Origin of the sequence: Crossiella sp. CA198, assembly GCF_052078295.1 — a bacterium.
In the GTDB taxonomy this organism is placed as follows: Bacteria; Actinomycetota; Actinomycetes; order Mycobacteriales; family Pseudonocardiaceae; genus Crossiella.
The window spans coordinates 33,604-49,547 of sequence record NZ_JBQJIM010000036.1; the positions used below are offsets into that span (position 1 = coordinate 33,604).

Here is a 15,944-nt window from a genome sequence, read left to right on the forward strand (position 1 = left end):
GAACGTACGAAACGCGTAAAGACGCGCAGCTCATCCTTCCGAGACCACCGAGGACGCCCGGCCCAGGATCCCGATGTTGACGTACTCCAGCACATCCTCCAGCAGGTCGATGTCACCGGTCTGGATGTGCGGCGCGACAACGACATCCCCCACCGACACCAGCGGACTCGCGTGCGCCGCGGACCCGGCGATCGACACGGCCACCAGCACTCCCCCGAGCACGATCTTGCGCATCCCCTGCCCCAATCATCCGATGAACCGGACATATCACGCTAATCGGACAGTCCTCGGGTGAGACAGACGGCAAACGGTGGATCACGAATGGCGGCAACCTACTGTGGAGGCATGAGGCGCAGGGAACGCGGCGGGTTCTGGGTCGGACTGACCGCGACGATCTTGTATCCGGTGACCTGGCTGCTGGCCCGGCGCAAGGTCACCGGCGGCGCGATCCCCGCCGAGGGTCCGGCGTTGCTGATCATGAACCACCCCTCGCTGCTGGACCCGGTGTTCGACGCGGTGTTCGTGCATCGCAAGGGCCGGGTGCCGCGATTCCTGGCCAAGCACAGCCTGTGGCGGCTGCCCCTGGTCGGCAGCGCGTTCCGGGCCACCGACCAGATCCCGGTCTACCGCGGCACTTCGGCGGCCGGGGACAGCCTGCGCGCGGCGGACACCGCGCTGGAGAAGGACCGGGTGGTGGTGATCTACCCGGAGGGCACGCTCACCCACGATCCGGACGGCTGGCCGGTGCTCGGCCGGACCGGCGCGGTGCGGCTCGCGCTGTCCAACGACGTGCCGATCATCCCGATCGTGCGCTGGGGCACCAAGGCCATCCTCAGCAAGGGCCGGTTCCGCCCGTTGCCGCGCAAGACCGTCGAGTACCTGATCGGCGAACCCCTTGACCTGTCCGCCTTCCGGGCCCGGCCGGTGGACAAGGAACTGCTGCAGGAGGTCACCGACCTGGTCCTGCTGAAGTTGCAGGAACTGCTGGCCGTGCTGCGCGGGGAGACGCCGCCCGGACTGCCGCAGACCGGGCAGGCCGCCTGAGCGAAACCAGGGTCGCCCCTAGGGGTTCTTGATCCCCGCGGGCGCCGGAGTTTCGGTATATCTGGACGTGGGCGGTGCGCATCGCAGGGGGCGATGCATCCTACCGTCCATGGGGGAATCACCATGTCTGACAACGTCATCCTGGGTTCGATGACCCAGCCCGGACCCGGTGACCGGCTGGCCGGGTTGTACGCGGCCAAACCGGTGCTGCGGATCCTGGCCTACACCGACGAGGCCAGCCTCGTGCAGCTCAACAACGTGGCCGGGTTCGGCGTCGGCATCCTGCGCGACCTGCTGGAGAAGAACGCGCCCTTCCACACCGACATCCGCTTCGATCTGGTGCAGCGGCACGGAAAGGGCCACGCCAGCGACAAGCTGACGCCCGAGTTGCTGGCCGGCTACGACCAGATCTGGTTCTTCGGCATCATGCCCTGCGACCTGCCCGCGCAGGGCATGCCGGCCAACGAGCTGACCGATCCCGAAGTCGCCGCGCTGCGCGCCTGGATGGACGCCGGCGGCGGGGTGCTGATCTGCGGCGACCACTCCAACCCGAAGCCGCCCGGCGCCGACCCGGCCCTGGACGAGCTGCTGAACCTGGGCCGGGCCATCGCGCACCGGGTGCCGAGGGCCGGGGAGATGCGGGTGTGGGAGGGCCTGCCGGACTCCAGCATCCAGTTCAGCCACAACACCCACCAGCCGGACGGCCGGGGCAGCGACATCAACAACCCGATCCCGATGGACGCCGACGGCTTCCCACAGGAGCTGATCCTCAAGCGGTACCGGCCGTTCAACCGCCCGCACCCGGTGTTCAGCGGCAAGAACGGGCCGATCACCGTGTTCCCGGACCACATGCACGAGGGCCAGCTGCTGATCCCGGAGAACTATCCCGCCGAGGTGTGGCCCAGCGGCCCGTTCGGGCAGCCGAAACCGGAGATCGTGGCCCGCGGCACCGACAAGCGCAACGGCTCGGTCTACGGCGTGCTCGCCACCTACGACGGGCACGCGGCGGGCGTGGGCCGGATCGTGGCCGACTCCACCTGGCACCACTACTTCAACCTCAACCTGTTCGGCTTCGTCAGCGAACCCACCGTGGCCGCCCGGATGGCCGAGTACTACGTCAACCTGACCCTCTGGCTGGCCCCGGCCCGCACACGGCAGCAGGCGCAGGCCCGGATGTTGTGGTGGCTGAGCAATCACCCGGTGGTGCGGATGGCCTTCGGCAACCCGGCGGCCGATGTCGGCCGCACCGCACTGGGGCTGCTGGCCACGGTCACCAACCCGGCCACCGCGGCCGACCTCGCCTGGCCGCTGCCCGCCCCCACCAGCCTGCCCGAGGACCTGACCCTGGGCGCGCAGCTGGTGTCGTACTGGCAGGAGCTGAACGCGAGCACGGACACCGCGCGCGGTGCGGCGGAACTGGTCGATGAGGGCCTGCGGGCGGCGGCGCGGGAGCATGCCGCCGCACTGCGCAGGTCCTTGGCGGAGACGGAGAACCTGGGCGCGAGCATCGAATCCGGCCTGCGCCTGGCCCACCGCTGACCAACCCCGCCGAGTTGGCCCAACTGGCACAGGCAGTTGGGCCAACTCGGCGTACCGGTTGGGCCAACTCGGCGTTGTGGGTCAGCGCCCGCCCGCCTCCGGCCGCACCGTGCTCGGCCCGGTGACCAGGGCCCCCAGCGCCAGCACCCGCTCCCGCAACCCCCGGTCCGCGGTCACCACCAGACACGGCCGGTCGGCCTCCCGCACCAGCGCCACGATCGCGTCATCGCCCGACCCTGGCGCGGCGACCACCCGCACCGCGCCGGTCTCGCGTACCCGGGAAGCCTTGCCCTCCACCACCAGGACCACCTCCACCGGCCCGCTGGCCCACTCCGGCACCCCGGAGCCCGGCGGCAAACCCTGCTCCGGCAACGGGTTCAGCCGGTCCAGCAGGCGGGTGGTGGCGCCGGCCCGGTCCCGCCACCAGCCGTCGGGGACCGAGCCGACCACGTTGGCCGCGTCCACGATCACCAGGCCGCTCACGAGACACTCCGGGCCAGCAGGGCCGACATCTCCGCGGGCGGGCCAGGCTGCCCGAAGTAGGCGCCCTGGGCCAGGTCCGCGCCCAGGCTTCGGCAGCGGGCGGCGTGTTCGGCGGTGGTGATGCCGTCCATCAGGACCGCGGCCTCCAGCCGGTGCACCAGGGGGACCAGGTTGCGGACGGCTTCGGTGAGCAGGGTGGGTGGGCAGGGCTGGCCAAGGCGGCGCACCAGGCTGGCGGAGAGGCGGACCGAGCTGACCGCGAGTTCGTCGAGCAGGGTGAGTTCGTCGGTGCCGCCGCGGAACTCGTCCAGCAACACCGGGATGCCCATGCCCGCCAGGGTTTCCACGTTGTCCTCGACCTCGCCGAACCCAGCGAGCAGGGCCGATGCGGGCATCCCCAGCCAGAGCTGGTCGGGACCCAGACCGCAGCCGTCGAGGACCTTGCGGACATCGCCCACCAGGTCCGGATCGGCCGCCTGGCTCTTGCCCAGCCGCAGCCCGATCGGCGGCACCGGGGCCTGGAACTCCTGCTGCCACAACCGGACCTGCTCGCACGCGGTGCGCAGCATCCACTGTCCGATCAGGATGGTCAGGCCGGTTTCCCCGGCCAGGCGCACGCAGTCGTCGTGCCCGATCTCGCCGCGGTCCGGGTGCAGCCAGTGCAGCAGCACCTCCACCCCGGCCAGCCGGTCGTCGGAAAGCTGCCGGACCGGTTGGTAGCGCAGGCGAAGCTCGCCGTTCTCCCACGCGCCGGGCATGGTCGCGGCCAGCGCGAACCATTCCCGGTCCCGCCGGTCCGCGTCCGGGTCGTGCAGTCCCCACTGCCGCCTGCCGGAGGCCTTGACCCGGCGCAGGGTGCCTGCCGCGGACCGCAGCAGCTCCACCGGTTTGATCCGCCCGGCCTGCTGCTGCACCACGCCGATGCTGGCCGAGACCGCCACCCCGCGTTCGGTCAGGTAGACCGGTTCGCCGAGTTCCTCGTTGATCCGGGCGGCCATGGTGGCCACGTCCGGGGTGCCCGCGGTGTGCTCGATCAGGATCGCGAACTCGTCCCCGCCGAACCGGGCTACGAGGGCCTTCTCCTTGTCCACCAGCATCTTCAGCTTGGCCGCGACCAGTTGCAGCACCTGGTCGCCGACCTCGTGCCCCAGGCCACTGTTGATCATTCCGAAGCCGTCGATGTCCAGGTGGTACAGGCTCATCCCGGTGCTCGGCTCGATCCGGCCGAGCACGGATTCCAGCCGGGACAGGAAGAACTGCCGGTTCGCCAGCCCGGTCAGCCGGTCGTGCAAAGCCTGGTGGTGCAACCGGTCCTGCACCAGTTTCAGCTCGGTGACGTCCTCGACCATGGTCACGCAACTCGTCGGCGAGCCCCGCTCATCGCGCAGCAGGGACACCGCGAGGTAGGCGAACCCGGTCTCCTCCTCGCCCTTGCGCAGCCGGGCCAGCACCCGGAACCGCTCCTGCCTGCCCGCGAACAACCCGTCGTAGGCGCGGGCCACCTCGGCCGCGGTGTCCGGGTGCACGAAGTCGGTCAGCGTGCGCCCGCGCAGTTCCGCCGGTTCCTGGTCGAGGATCCCGCACAGCGCCTGGTTGAAGTTGATGAACGTGCCGTCCAGCTCGGTGATCGCGATGCCCACCACCGAACTGGTGAACACCTCGCGCAGCCGCGCCTCGCTGCCGCGCATGGCCCGCTCGGCGTTGTCCTTGGCCCGCAACAACGCCTGCTTGACATCCTCCTGCTGCTCGAAGGTGCGCTGCCGGATCGCCTCGGCGAACCCGGCGGCGAGCGCGCCCAGGGCCAGGACCACCCGCTGGGGCAGTTCGGGCCGCCCGGCCAGCTCGGCCAGCGCGGGCAGGCCAGCGCCCAGCACCCGCATGGTGCAGACCAGGCTCTCCTGGTGCGTGAACTGCCCGCTGACCAGCCGCTGCCCGGCCTCGGTCGCCGCGCTGACCCCGCCAGCCGGGGCGCGCAGCTCCTCGACCAGCTCGTGCACCAGGTCCAGCAGGTACTCGCCGATCTCCGCCTCGGTCAGCGGCACGTAGACGGTCCGGGTGATCTCGGTCTGCCAGCTCGCGGCCAGCTCCGCCCGGTTCACCGCCGTTCCCCGGCCACGGCGGCGCCAGCCAGGGCGACCGGCGGTGGCAGCGGCACGGTGGACACCTCGTCGAGTTCTCGGGGCGGTGGCGGGACCCGGCGCGAACCCGCGATCCGAATCCCACCACCATATTGCGCCGTTCCCCGCGCGGGCAGGGCGGCGAGCCCGGGGGCGGCCCCATCATCGCCCGATCGGTACCCGGATGGCCCAATGAGTCACCCGGCAGGATGGACCTGGGCGTCCGCCCGGCCGTATACCTAGACCTTGCGGCCCACCGCGGCGAACAGGTTGGAGTGCCGCACGTCCTCCAGGTGCACCGTCTCGGTCTCCGGCCGCCAGTTCGGCGTGTAGACCAGGCCCGGCTCGACCAGGTCGAAGCCCTCGGCGAAGCGCAGGATGTCCGCCCTGGTGCGCGGGTGGATGGGCTCCTGGGTGTTCTTGAAGACCTCCACCGCCTTGGTCATCGCCTCCCGGTTGCCGTCCCAGGTGAAGGCGGAGAAGGCCAGGTAGCTGCCAGCGGGCAGGGCGTCCCGGTAGCGCTGGATGACCGACCACGGGTCGGAGTCGTCCGGGATGAACTGGAGCACGCCGACCAGCAGCAGCGCGACCGGCTGGCTGAAGTCCAGCAGCCGCTTGGTCTCCGGGTGGTTCAGGATCGCCTCGGGATCACGCAGGTCGGCCTGGATCGCCGCCGCGTTCGGGTTGTCCTGCAACAGCAGTTCGCTGTGCGCCACCGCGACCGGCTCGATGTCCACGTAGACCACCCGCGAGTCCGGCGCGGCCGCCTGCGCCACCTCGTGCACGTTGCCCACCGTCGGCACGCCCGAGCCCAGGTCGAGGAACTGCCGGATGCCCTGGTCCACCAGGAACTGGGTGCAGCGGCCGAGGAAGGCGCGGTTGAGCCGGGCCATGTCCCTGGCAGGCACCACGGTGAGCAGCCGGTCGGCCAGGGTCCGGTCCATCTCGAAGTTGTGGCCGCCGCCCAGCAGGTAGTCGTAGATGCGCGCGGAGCTGGGCAGCTCCATGTTGACCCCGTCGGGCACCCAGCTCAGTTCGTTCGACACGTCACGCAGTCCCTTCCGTGGACGAAAACTTGCGGCCGACGCCGGCGAAGTACCAGTCGCCGAGGGCGGTGGGTCCCGGGCGCACCGGATTCCGCCACCGACCGGGGTGTACCAGTCCGGGAGCGACCAGGTCGAACCCGGTGAAGAGGCGCTCGATCCCAGCCCGCGGCCGCGGATACACCGGGTCACCGGTCCGCCACAGCTCCTGGGCTCGCAGCACCATTTCGGGTGACACGTCACAGGTCCCGTGGCTCAACGCGAGATAGCTGCCCACGGCCAGCCGGTCCCGGTACCCGGCGAGCATCCCCTCGGGATCTCGCTCGTTGGGCACGTAGTGCAGCAGGGCTACCGCGAGCAGGCCGATCGGCGCCTCGAAGTCGAGCATCCGGCGGAGCCGGGGCTCGGCCAGCACGGACCGCGCGTCCACGGCGTCGGCGCGCAGCACGGTCGCGTGCTCATCGCCCTCCAGCAGCAGCTCGGCGTGCGCCACCGCCAGCTCGTCGTGGTCGACGTAGACCACCCGGCACTCCGGCGCGGCCTTGCGGGCGATCAGGTGCACCGGGTCCACCCCGGGGATGCCGCAGCCCAGGTCCAGGAACTGGCGCACCCCCGCGGAGAGCATGAAGTGCACCACCCGGCGCACGAAGGCCCGGTTGACCAGCGCGGAATGCGCCACCCCCGGCAGTTCGGCGACCATCCGGTCGGCCAGTTCCCGGTCCACCGCGAAGTTGTGCCCGCCGCCGAGCAGATAGTCATAGACCCGGGCCGAGCGGGGTTGCGCCCAGTCCTGATCGGTCGACTGCGGACCCGCGCTGGGGTCTCCGGTCACGGCACACCTCGTGGCGATGGACAAGTAGCGGACAGACTACTGAGGGTGCGCAACCCCAGCGAGCGAGGTCATCGCCGGGCGGCACGCGCCGATATGCCGGACCGGACCCGGCATTGGTCCTACGATTCGGCAGGCACCCGCGCCCGGGTGACACCTGGATGGCCGTACGCGCTGCCGCGTCCAGTGCCACACGCGTGAAGGGGGAGTGGTGGTGCGAGCCGGAAGTCCGCGTCTGCTGCGGGAGATCAACGATCGGGCGGCCATCGAGATCCTCCTGGACAACGGGCCGATGACCAGGTCCGAGCTGGAGACCGCGATCGGGCTGTCCAAACCGGCCACCGCCCAGCTGCTGGCCCGGCTGGAGGAGGACGACGTGGTGCGCCGCGAGGGCCTGCGCGGTGGCGCCCGCGGGCCGAGGGCGCAGCTCTGGGCGGTCAACGGGGCGCTGTGCTTCGTGGCCGCGGTGGACCTGACCGCGGAATCGGTGGACATCGCCGTCGCCGACATCTCCGGCCGGGTGCTCGCCGAGCACCGCGCGGTGATGCCCGCCGGACCCACTGAGGCGGTGCTGGCCGCCTTCTGCACCGCGCTGGCCGCCGCGGTCGGCCTGGCCGGACTGCCCGAGGGCACGCTGCGGCACGTCGTGGTGGGCAGCCCCGGCGCGGTGGACCGGGCCACCGGACAACTCGGCTTCGCCCCGCACCTGCCCGGCTGGGAGGGCTTCGACCTGCCAGGACGGCTCAGCGAGCTGCTCAACGCCACGGTCACGGTGGAGAACGACGTCAACCTGGTCGCGCTGGAGGAGATGATCTCCGGCAAGGCGGTGGACGTGCGGGACATGGTGCTGGTCTGGCCGGCCGACGCGGTGGGCAGCGCGGTGGTGGTCAACCGGGTGCTGCTGCGCGGGGCCACCGGCGGCGCGGGCGAGATCGACTGGATGCGAGTGCCGGACCTGGCGCGGGCAGGCAGCGCGATCGGCCGGGACGGGATCCGGTTCGGCGACCTGGTCAGCTCGGACTCCATCGTCAGCCTGGCCGCCGCGCACGGCGTGCACGCCGAGACCGGGATCGCGGCCGTGCGGGAGGCGGTGACCGGCGGTGAGCCGGGCCTGGCCTTCCTCACCGACCTGGCCAGGCGGATCGCCACCGGCGTGGCCAACCTGGTCTCCGTGCTGGACCCGGAACTGGTGCTGCTCTCCGGGGCGACCGCCGAGGCGGGCGGGCCGCTGCTGTGCGAGCTGGTGCAGCGGGAACTGCACGACCTGGTGATCCCGAAGACGCCGGTGGAACCGGCCTCGGTGACCGGCAACGCGGTGCGGGCCGGCGCGCTGCACGCGGCCTACGCGATCGCCAGGGAGGAGATCTTCGGGCTGCCCGCGGCGGAGTTCATGAAGCCGCCGGGCTCACGGGCGCATCGGTAGCGACTCGATCTCCCACAGGCCCAGTGCCTTGTCCGCGAACGCCCCGCCCTCCTCGGCGCAGTTCTCCACCAGCACCGCGACCGGATCGGGCAGGTTGAACGGCGGGCGCTGCAGGTTGAGCGGGCGCCAGTCGCCGGTGGCGATGTCGGTGTTGTGCTCCAGTTCCAGGAACGTGGTGGCCAGCAGGTAGCGGGAGCCGCTGCGGCGCAGGTTGTCCAGCGCGTCCCAGATCTGGGCGAAGCTCAGGTGCACCAGGCAGTCCCGGCAGAGCACGGCGTCGGTGCGCGGCAACGGGTCCCTGGTGAGGTCCAGGGTGTAGAAGCGGCGGTTGCCGCCGTGCCGGAAGTACTTGGCCAGGTTGGCCGCGATCAGCTCCTCCACGATGTCCGCGCCGAGGTAGGTCTCCAGGCCCAGCTCACAGGTGGCCAGCCAGCCGAAGTCCCCGCACGGGATGTCCAGCAGACTGCGCACCCCGAAGCGCCGCAACACCTTCGGCAACTCGGCGCGCAGCACGGCGGTCTCGGTGAGCGCGGAGCCGTCGCCGGAGACCGAATCGGCGCAGCCCCACATGTTGCTGCGGAAGATGTGCGCGAACACCTCCTGGGTGCTCAGCCCGTCGAGCTGCCCGGCAAGGGCGAGGTAGTTCAGGTGCGCGCGCACCGGCGGGCGGGCCGCGTCCCGGGGCGTCTGGGTCACCTCCGCACCTCCGCAGGGTCGTGGTCGATCAGGTCGGTCCCATTGTGTGCGGCGGAAAACACGGATCGGCCACGGAACGCCGACGACCCGGTACGCCACCCCCTCAAGGACCCATCGAGTGATCCCCGTTCGCTCCCGGCGGAATCCCGCCCTGTGCCACCAAGTCACAGGGCAGGGTGAAGGCACCGGTTCCCTGCCACTCGCCACAACCACCCTGGGGGAAGAAAGGTGCTTCGCACCCGCGTCACCACATTGCTCACGGCCGTCTTCGTGCTGCTGACCGCGCTGCTGTCCACCGGCACCGCGACCGCCGCCGCGAAACCGGCCCTGGACCTGCCCGCCACCAGCGGCCCGTTCCCGGTCGGCACCACCACCCTGCACCTGGTCGATCGCGCCAGGGCCGACCCGTGGGCGCCGACGCCCGGACCACGCGAGCTGATGGCCCAGGTCTGGTACCCGGCCGTGCCCGTGGGCCAGCGCGCCGAGTACGGCGATCCCGCGGTGTCCCAGCATTTCGCCGACCTGGCCACCGCGATCGGCATGGGCCAGGTCGAACCGTGGCTGGACCGCGTGCACCCCACCGCCCGCCAGGCCGCAGAGTTGTTACGGCCCCAGCTGCTGCCCGGCCAGCCGACGCTGCTGCGCGGCTGGCCGCTGATCCTGCAGAGCCACGGCCGCGGCACGGTCCGCGCCGCGACCACCGCGATCGCCGAGGACCTGGCCGCCAAGGGCTATGTGGTGGCCGCCGTCGACCACACCTACGACGCCGCGGTCACCCGGTTCCCGGACGGCCGGACCGTGCGGGCCAACCGCACCCAGAACCCGACCGAACCGGAACTCGCCGCCGAGGTGCAGGTCCGGGTCGCCGACCTGCGGTTCACCCTCGACCAGCTCAGCGCGGGCGACACTCCGTTCCGGCACCGCCTGGACCTGCGCCGGGTCGGCGTGTTCGGCCACTCCCTCGGCGGTGACACCGCGGCCGAGGCCATGCGCGCCGACCGCCGCTTCCGGGTCGGCGCCAACCTGGACGGCGCGTTCTGGGGCGAGGCCCAGCACCAGGGCGTTCCCGGTCCGTTCGCCCTGTTCAGCGCGGGCCCCGGTGACCACCCCAGCTTCACCCGCTGGCGGGCGAACCAGCGGGCCTGGGGCCGGCACTTCACCCTGCCCGAGGGCATTCACAGCTCCGCCACCGACCTAGTGCTGTTCCCGGCGGTCTCCGGACTGCGCGAGCTGCTGAAGGACCATCCGGAGGTGTACAAGCAGATCTTCGGCAGCCTCGACGGCGTGCGCACCACCCAGCTCTACCGCACCTACCTCGGCGCGCTGTTCGACCGGCACCTGCTCGGCCGCCCGTCCCCGCTGCTCGACCGGGATTCGGCGCGGTGGCCGGAACACCGGCTGCTCTTCTCGGTCGGCTGAGAGGTTGCTGAGAGCCCCAAAGGGCAGACCCGGCGCGCAGACGATCATCGGCGCGGAGTCGCTGGCAGGGTGAAATCACGGCAACCCGCCGCCACCCGAGGGGGACACCCATGCGCCCAACACGGCTGCTCGCCGTGCTCCTGACCCTGTCCGCCAGCCTGGTCGCCACCGCCCCGGCCGCGACCGCGGCGGTGCCGACCAGCGCCGCGACCACGCTGGACCTGCCCGCCCCGACCGGCAGGCTGGCCGTGGGCGTCACCGACCTGCACCTGACCGACCCGTCCCGCCCGGACCCGTGGTCGCCCACCCCGGCGGCGCGTGAGCTGATGGTTCGCGCCTGGTACCCGGCCATCGCGGTCACCCCGCGGGCCCGCTACGCCGACGAGGCCACCAGCGCCACCGTCACCGCCTTCCTGAACGGCTTCATCGGCGGCGGGGTGAGCCCGTTCCTGGACCGGGTCCGCCCGCATGCCCGGCACAACGCCCCGGTGTTCGGCGCGGGCTGGCCGGTGCTGCTGTACAGCCAGGGCCGCGGCAGCATGCGCGCGCTGTCCACCAGCCTGGCCGAGGACCTGGCCAGCCACGGGTACGTGGTGCTGTCGGTGGACCACACCTACGACGCGGGCGCGGTGCGCTTCCCCGACGGCCGGGTCATCCGCGGCAATCGCCCGCAGGTCCCCACCGAGGCCCAGCGGGCCGAGGAACTCCGGGTCCGGGTCGCCGACCTGCGCAGCACCCTCGACCACGTCAGCACCGCCGCGACCCAGTTCCGCGGCCGTCTGGACCTCGGCAAGGTCGGCGCCCTCGGCCACTCCATGGGCGGCGCGACGGCCGCCGAGGCCATCCGCACCGACCCCCGATTCCGCGCCGGGGTGAACCTGGACGGCGGCTTCTGGGACGGCGCCGCCGGCAACGGCGTGCCCGCGCCCTTCCTGCTGCTGAGCACCGGCGCGCCCGACTACCCCACCTTCACCGCCTGGAAGGCCAGCCACCGGACCTGGGGCCGCCACTTCGCCCTCACCGGCGCGGCGCACTACAGCGCCACCGACCTGACCCAGTTCGCCGACATCTCCGGCGCCCGCGAACTCCTCCGCGACCGCCCCGCCCTGTACACCACCCTGTTCGGCGACACCCCCGGCAGCAGAACCACCCAGCTCAACCGCGTCTACACCCGGGCGTTCTTCCAGCAACACCTCTACGGCGTGCCCGCCCCACTGCTGGACGCGCCGTCCCCGGCCTACCCGGAGCAAACCCTGCGCTGGTCCCACTCCTGACCCGCGAGCCTGGGCAGCGGCGTGCCCGCTGCCCAGGCCGCCATTTGTTGTTTCTCCCCCGAAATCCAGCCCAATCGTTGACAACCCACCCTTGAGAGCGCTCTCATCGCCTCACGGCAAAGCGGCCGGAGACGCACCGACCGTGGCCGGGCACGCCTAATCCCTTCCCCCGCTGTGATCCGCCGCCACGGACCGAGGAGGCGCTCGCACATGTCCGCTGCGCAGATCCCCATCGCCACTCCCCCAGCCCGCCGCACCCGTTCCCCGCGCTGGGCTTTCGCCGCCGCCACCGCCGCGGCGGCCGTGGTCGTCCCGCTCACCCTGTTCGCCCCGGCGGGCGCGTCCGTGCCGCCGCCCGCGCCCGGCTGGACGCAGGTCTGGGCCGACGACTTCACCGGACCCGCCGGTTCCCTGCCGTCGGGCAACAACTGGATCTTCGACCTCGGCCACGGCTACCCCGGCGGGCCCGCCAACTGGGGCACCGGCGAGATCGCCGCGCACACCAGCAACCCGGCCAACATCAGCCTCGACGGCGGCGGCAACCTGCGCATCACCCCGCTCCGGGACGGTGCAGGGAACTGGACCTCCGCCCGGATCGAAACCCACCGCGGCGACTTCCAGGCCCCCGCCGGTGGCGTGCTCGCCATCGAGAGCAGGCTGCAGATGCCCAATGTCACCGGGCAGGCGGCGATCGGGTACTGGCCCGCGTTCTGGGCGCTGGGCACGCCGTATCGCGGCAACTACTGGAACTGGCCGGGTATCGGCGAGTTCGACATCATGGAGAACGTCAACGGGATCAACTCGGTCTGGGGCGTGCTGCACTGCGGGGTCAACCCGGGCGGCCCGTGCAACGAGACCACCGGCATCGGCGCGAACCGGCCCTGTCCAGGGGCGAGCTGCCAGTCGGCCTTCCACACCTACCGCTTCGAGTGGGACCGCTCGGTCTCGCCGAACCAACTGCGCTGGTACGTCGACGGCCAGCAGTTCCACAGCGTCAGCCAGGACCGCTTCGACGCGGCCACCTGGACCAACATGACCAATCACGGCTACTTCGTGATCCTCAACGTGGCCATCGGCGGCGCCTTCCCCAACGCCCTCCATGGCGGCGTGACCCCGGTCGCGGCCACGGTTCCCGGGCGGCCGATGGTGGTCGACTACGTCTCGGTGCAGCAGCGCGGCGGAGGCGGCGGCAACCCGACGACCACCACCAGCGCGCCGCCGCCCGCGGGTGGCAGCGCCTACGGCCGCTGGGAGGCCGAGCGGTTCGCCGCGCAGTCGGGCGTGCTCACCGAGTCCACTTCGGACAGTGGTGGCGGGCAGAACATCGGCGGGGTCGGCAACGGCGACTGGGTGCGGTACCGGGGGGTGGACTTCGGCGGCTCCGGCGCGCGGCAGTTCCAGGCCAGGGTGGCCTCGGGCGCGGGCGGCGGGGTGAGCGGGCTGGTCGAGGTGCGGCTGGACAGCCGGAGCGGGCCGGTGATCGGGTCATTCGCGGTGGGCAACACCGGCGGCTGGCAGAACTGGCGGACCATTCCGGCCAACGTCAGCGGAACCATCGGCGTGCACGACGTGTACCTGACCTTCGCCAGCGGTCAGCCCGCGGACTTCGTCAACCTCAACTGGTTCACCTTCGCCACCGGCTAGCCAGACTCGCGGCCGGCCGGTGGCGACGGCGGCAACCCACCGGCCGGCCGCTTCCCAGCACCGCCCGGCAATGTCAGCGGACCGAATGTGACCTGGTTTACACACATAGTCACAGGCCCGGGTTAGTTTGCCCCCCTTGACCGAGAGGACTCGGCGCACAAGGGGGCGCGACGATGGGCGGGGAACCGCACGCCATGACCACGATGGTGCTCACCGCGACCGAGTTCGAGGTGGTGTGGGCGCAACTCGCCCTCGGTGAGCCACCCCTCGCGCTGGAACTGCCGAGTTTCGGGGCCACCGACTCCGAGCGCGGCATGCTGACCTCGCTGGCCATGGACTCGCTGCGGCAGCGCGGCCTGGCCGACCGGATCGGCCCGACCTCCGGCCTCAGCGACACCTGCCTGGGCCTGACCCGGTACGACTGGTCCCTGGACGCCCGGCTGTGGACCGGCGAACTGCTGCGGGCCTTCGGCGCCGCCCGCGGCGAGAGCGGCACCCTGGCGGTGCGCATCGGCGACACCGTGCACCTGACCCGGCTGCCCGACTACCTGCTGCCCACCGACCTGGCCACCCTCGGCGGCGGCACCCCGAGCGGGCCGGGCGAGGCACTGAGCGTGCGCGGCGAATCGCTGGACGCGGCCGCCCGCGCGGCCGGGGCGGATCCGGTCGCCTTCGCCGAGGTGCTCATCCAGCGCGGCGAGACCCCGCCGGTGGCCCGCGAACTGGCCCGGCGGTGCGCGGGGGCGGGCTGGTGGGGCCAGTTCGGCTGCACGGTGCGAGACCGGTTCGGCTCGACCCGCCGGGCCACCAGGGTGGTCGCCTTCCACGACGTGCCCGGCCGGGGCCGCTACCTGGTGCTGCGCCGGGTAGAGACCGGCGGCGTGGTCTGGGTGACCGTCCTCCCCGGCGGCAGCCGCCAACTGGTAGCCCAACTCATCGCCCTCCGAGACGAAACCACCACCACCCACCGCACCAACGGCCACCGCTAACCCACCCCCACCCGGAGTGTTGGCCGTTCTCGTACGCCGAGTTGGCCCAAGTCGTACGCCGAGTTGGCCCAAGTCGTACGCCAGGTTGGCCCAAGCGGTACGCCGGGTTGGCCCAAGCCGACGATCAGCTCGCCGCGTCGTTGCCCCGACGCCCGCACCGCCACCCCCGCCGCGCCCGTCCGCTGACCGCCCGTCCGTTGACCGACGGCATCCCCCGCGGCGCCTCCGTCTCCCCCGGCGAGGGCCGCGGCGCCCCCACCGCCGACTGCCGGTCCAGTTCCGCCGTCCACTGCCGCATCCCGCGCGGGCTGTCCCAGGCCGCCACCCCCACCAGCCACCCCCGCCGCACGTACCCGCACACCTGGTGCCCCAGCGACCGCGCCCCGGCCAGCGCGATGGTGTCCCCGGCCAGCGCGGGCGCGCCCGCCGCCTGGATCCGCACGCCGTGCTGGGCCGACCAGAACCTGGGCAGCGGGGTGAACGGCCGGGCGCCCGCACCGGCCAGCAGGCTGTCCGCGGCGGCCCGGCCCATCTCCACCGCGTTGATCCAGTGCTCGACCCGGCGCGGGATCTCGTCGAAGCGCAGGTTGGGCCAGCGGGCCAGGTCGCCGGCGACCACCACGTCCTGGGCGCCGATGGCATGGCAGGTGGCATCGCACAGCACGCCGTCCTCCAGTACCAGGCCGGAGCCGCGCAGCCAGTAGCTGGCCGGGATGGCGCCGACGGCCAGCACCACGCAGCGCGCGGAGACCAGCTGGCCGTCGGTGAGCTGGACCGCGATGCCGCCGGGGTGCGGGGCGAACCGCCACACCGTCACGCCCAGGGCCAGCCGCACCCCGGCGTCCTGGTGCAGCTGGGTGACCGCGGCGCCCATCCGCTCGCCCAGCACGTCCCCGAGCAGGTCGCCGCCGCGGTCCACCAGCAGCACCGGGATGTCCATGGCGCGCAGGCTCGCGGCCAGTTCACAGCCAAGGAACCCGCCGCCCACGATCACCACCGGGCCCTGGCCCGCGGTCACATTGCGTTGCAGCGCAAGACCATCGCTCATCGTGCGCAGCACCTGCACCCGGCGGTCGTGCCGGGGCGCGCCGGGCAGGTGCCTGGCCTGGGCCCCGGTGGCCACGACCAGGCCGTCATAGCGCAACTCCTCACCGCGCGGCAACAGCAGCAGCCTGCGGTCCACGTCCAGCGCGGCCGCCCGGGATCCCAGTCGCCACACCACATCCAGCTCCGGCAGGCCGGGCAGGGTCAGCTCCTCCGGACCCGCTTGCCCCAGCAACAGCTGCTGCGCAAGGGCCGGACGGTGGTAAGGCAGCCGGGGTTCCTCACCCACCACCAGGACCTCGCCGGAGAATCCCTGCTCTCGCAAGCGTTCCGCCGCGTTCAGTCCGGCCGGGCCCGTGCCCACCACCACGATCCGTTCGGCCCGCCCGGTCAGGGCCAT

The 15,944-nt window shown here is 72.2% G+C and carries 14 protein-coding genes; 7 read left to right on the forward strand and 7 right to left on the reverse strand.

Features of this window, described 5'->3' with window-relative positions; genetic code table 11:
- Nucleotides 1-30: 30 nt before the first annotated feature.
- Complete coding sequence (locus tag ACTOWY_RS39775) at nucleotides 31-234, reverse strand: hypothetical protein (protein WP_441314768.1); 204 nt, start codon at nucleotides 232-234, stop codon at nucleotides 31-33.
- A gap of 111 nt (nucleotides 235-345) precedes the next feature.
- Between ACTOWY_RS39775 and ACTOWY_RS39780 the strand changes: the two genes are divergently transcribed.
- Both ACTOWY_RS39780 and ACTOWY_RS39785 read left to right on the forward strand, forming a co-directional pair.
- Nucleotides 346-1,044, forward strand: a complete 699-nt coding sequence (locus ACTOWY_RS39780) for a lysophospholipid acyltransferase family protein (RefSeq protein ID WP_441314769.1) — start codon at nucleotides 346-348, stop codon at nucleotides 1,042-1,044.
- A 123-nt stretch (nucleotides 1,045-1,167) separates the two neighbouring features.
- Nucleotides 1,168-2,583: a hypothetical protein gene (locus tag ACTOWY_RS39785; protein ID WP_441314770.1), complete on the forward strand. Its 1,416-nt coding sequence runs from the start codon at nucleotides 1,168-1,170 to the stop codon at nucleotides 2,581-2,583.
- 81 nt (nucleotides 2,584-2,664) lie between these two features.
- Here the strand turns inward: ACTOWY_RS39785 and ACTOWY_RS39790 are convergent, their stop codons facing one another.
- The 4 genes from ACTOWY_RS39790 to ACTOWY_RS39805 all read right to left on the reverse strand — a co-directional run bounded on the left by ACTOWY_RS39790 (nucleotide 2,665) and on the right by ACTOWY_RS39805 (nucleotide 7,058).
- The gene (locus ACTOWY_RS39790; RefSeq protein WP_441314771.1) at nucleotides 2,665-3,066 is read right to left on the reverse strand and encodes an NTP pyrophosphohydrolase; all 402 of its coding nucleotides are present in this window, start codon (nucleotides 3,064-3,066) and stop codon (nucleotides 2,665-2,667) included.
- Nucleotides 3,063-5,165 carry a putative bifunctional diguanylate cyclase/phosphodiesterase gene (locus ACTOWY_RS39795; RefSeq protein WP_441314772.1) on the reverse strand — a complete coding sequence of 701 codons (2,103 nt, stop codon included), beginning with the start codon at nucleotides 5,163-5,165 and terminating at the stop codon, nucleotides 3,063-3,065. The genes ACTOWY_RS39790 and ACTOWY_RS39795 overlap by 4 nt, the downstream gene beginning before the upstream one ends.
- A 257-nt stretch (nucleotides 5,166-5,422) precedes the next feature.
- Nucleotides 5,423-6,229: an SAM-dependent methyltransferase gene (locus ACTOWY_RS39800; RefSeq protein WP_441314773.1), complete on the reverse strand. Its 807-nt coding sequence runs from the start codon at nucleotides 6,227-6,229 to the stop codon at nucleotides 5,423-5,425.
- A gap of 1 nt (nucleotide 6,230) precedes the next feature.
- A complete protein-coding gene (locus tag ACTOWY_RS39805) occupies nucleotides 6,231-7,058 on the reverse strand; it encodes an SAM-dependent methyltransferase (RefSeq protein WP_441314774.1) in 828 nt (275 codons plus the stop codon).
- A gap of 211 nt (nucleotides 7,059-7,269) precedes the next feature.
- Between ACTOWY_RS39805 and ACTOWY_RS39810 the strand changes: the two genes are divergently transcribed.
- Nucleotides 7,270-8,478, forward strand: coding sequence for an ROK family protein (locus ACTOWY_RS39810; RefSeq protein WP_441314775.1), 1,209 nt, complete (start codon nucleotides 7,270-7,272; stop codon nucleotides 8,476-8,478).
- On the opposite strand, the gene ACTOWY_RS39815 is transcribed toward ACTOWY_RS39810, so the two are convergent.
- A complete protein-coding gene (locus tag ACTOWY_RS39815; protein WP_441314776.1) occupies nucleotides 8,461-9,174 on the reverse strand; it encodes a class I SAM-dependent methyltransferase in 714 nt (237 codons plus the stop codon). The two genes, ACTOWY_RS39810 and ACTOWY_RS39815, sit on opposite strands and share 18 nt — an antisense overlap.
- A 228-nt stretch (nucleotides 9,175-9,402) precedes the next feature.
- On the opposite strand from ACTOWY_RS39815, the gene ACTOWY_RS39820 reads away from it, so the two are divergent.
- The 4 genes from ACTOWY_RS39820 (at nucleotide 9,403) to ACTOWY_RS39835 (ending at nucleotide 14,500) form a co-directional block, all read left to right on the forward strand.
- Nucleotides 9,403-10,593 (forward strand): alpha/beta hydrolase family protein, encoded by a 1,191-nt coding sequence (locus ACTOWY_RS39820; RefSeq protein WP_441314777.1) that lies wholly within the window; start codon nucleotides 9,403-9,405, stop codon nucleotides 10,591-10,593.
- Between the two features lie 110 nt (nucleotides 10,594-10,703).
- Nucleotides 10,704-11,867 carry an alpha/beta hydrolase family protein gene (locus ACTOWY_RS39825; protein ID WP_441314778.1) on the forward strand — a complete coding sequence of 388 codons (1,164 nt, stop codon included), beginning with the start codon at nucleotides 10,704-10,706 and terminating at the stop codon, nucleotides 11,865-11,867.
- Between the two features lie 210 nt (nucleotides 11,868-12,077).
- Complete coding sequence (locus ACTOWY_RS39830) at nucleotides 12,078-13,511, forward strand: carbohydrate-binding protein (protein WP_441314779.1); 1,434 nt, start codon at nucleotides 12,078-12,080, stop codon at nucleotides 13,509-13,511.
- 173 nt (nucleotides 13,512-13,684) lie between these two features.
- A complete protein-coding gene (locus ACTOWY_RS39835; RefSeq protein WP_441314780.1) occupies nucleotides 13,685-14,500 on the forward strand; it encodes an ESX secretion-associated protein EspG in 816 nt (271 codons plus the stop codon).
- 124 nt (nucleotides 14,501-14,624) lie between these two features.
- On the opposite strand, the gene ACTOWY_RS39840 is transcribed toward ACTOWY_RS39835, so the two are convergent.
- Nucleotides 14,625-15,944 (reverse strand): NAD(P)/FAD-dependent oxidoreductase, encoded by a 1,320-nt coding sequence (locus tag ACTOWY_RS39840; RefSeq protein ID WP_441314781.1) that lies wholly within the window; start codon nucleotides 15,942-15,944, stop codon nucleotides 14,625-14,627.

Coding starts and splice junctions, on each gene's coding strand:
- ACTOWY_RS39775 (WP_441314768.1), bottom strand. CDS start 234: ATGCGCAAGATCGTGCTCGGGGGAGTGCTGGTGGCCGTGTCGATCGCC.
- ACTOWY_RS39780 (WP_441314769.1), top strand. CDS start 346: ATGAGGCGCAGGGAACGCGGCGGGTTCTGGGTCGGACTGACCGCGACG.
- ACTOWY_RS39785 (WP_441314770.1), top strand. CDS start 1,168: ATGTCTGACAACGTCATCCTGGGTTCGATGACCCAGCCCGGACCCGGT.
- ACTOWY_RS39825 (WP_441314778.1), top strand. CDS start 10,704: ATGCGCCCAACACGGCTGCTCGCCGTGCTCCTGACCCTGTCCGCCAGC.
- ACTOWY_RS39830 (WP_441314779.1), top strand. CDS start 12,078: ATGTCCGCTGCGCAGATCCCCATCGCCACTCCCCCAGCCCGCCGCACC.
- ACTOWY_RS39835 (WP_441314780.1), top strand. CDS start 13,685: ATGGGCGGGGAACCGCACGCCATGACCACGATGGTGCTCACCGCGACC.
- ACTOWY_RS39840 (WP_441314781.1), bottom strand. CDS start 15,944: ATGGCCCTGACCGGGCGGGCCGAACGGATCGTGGTGGTGGGCACGGGC.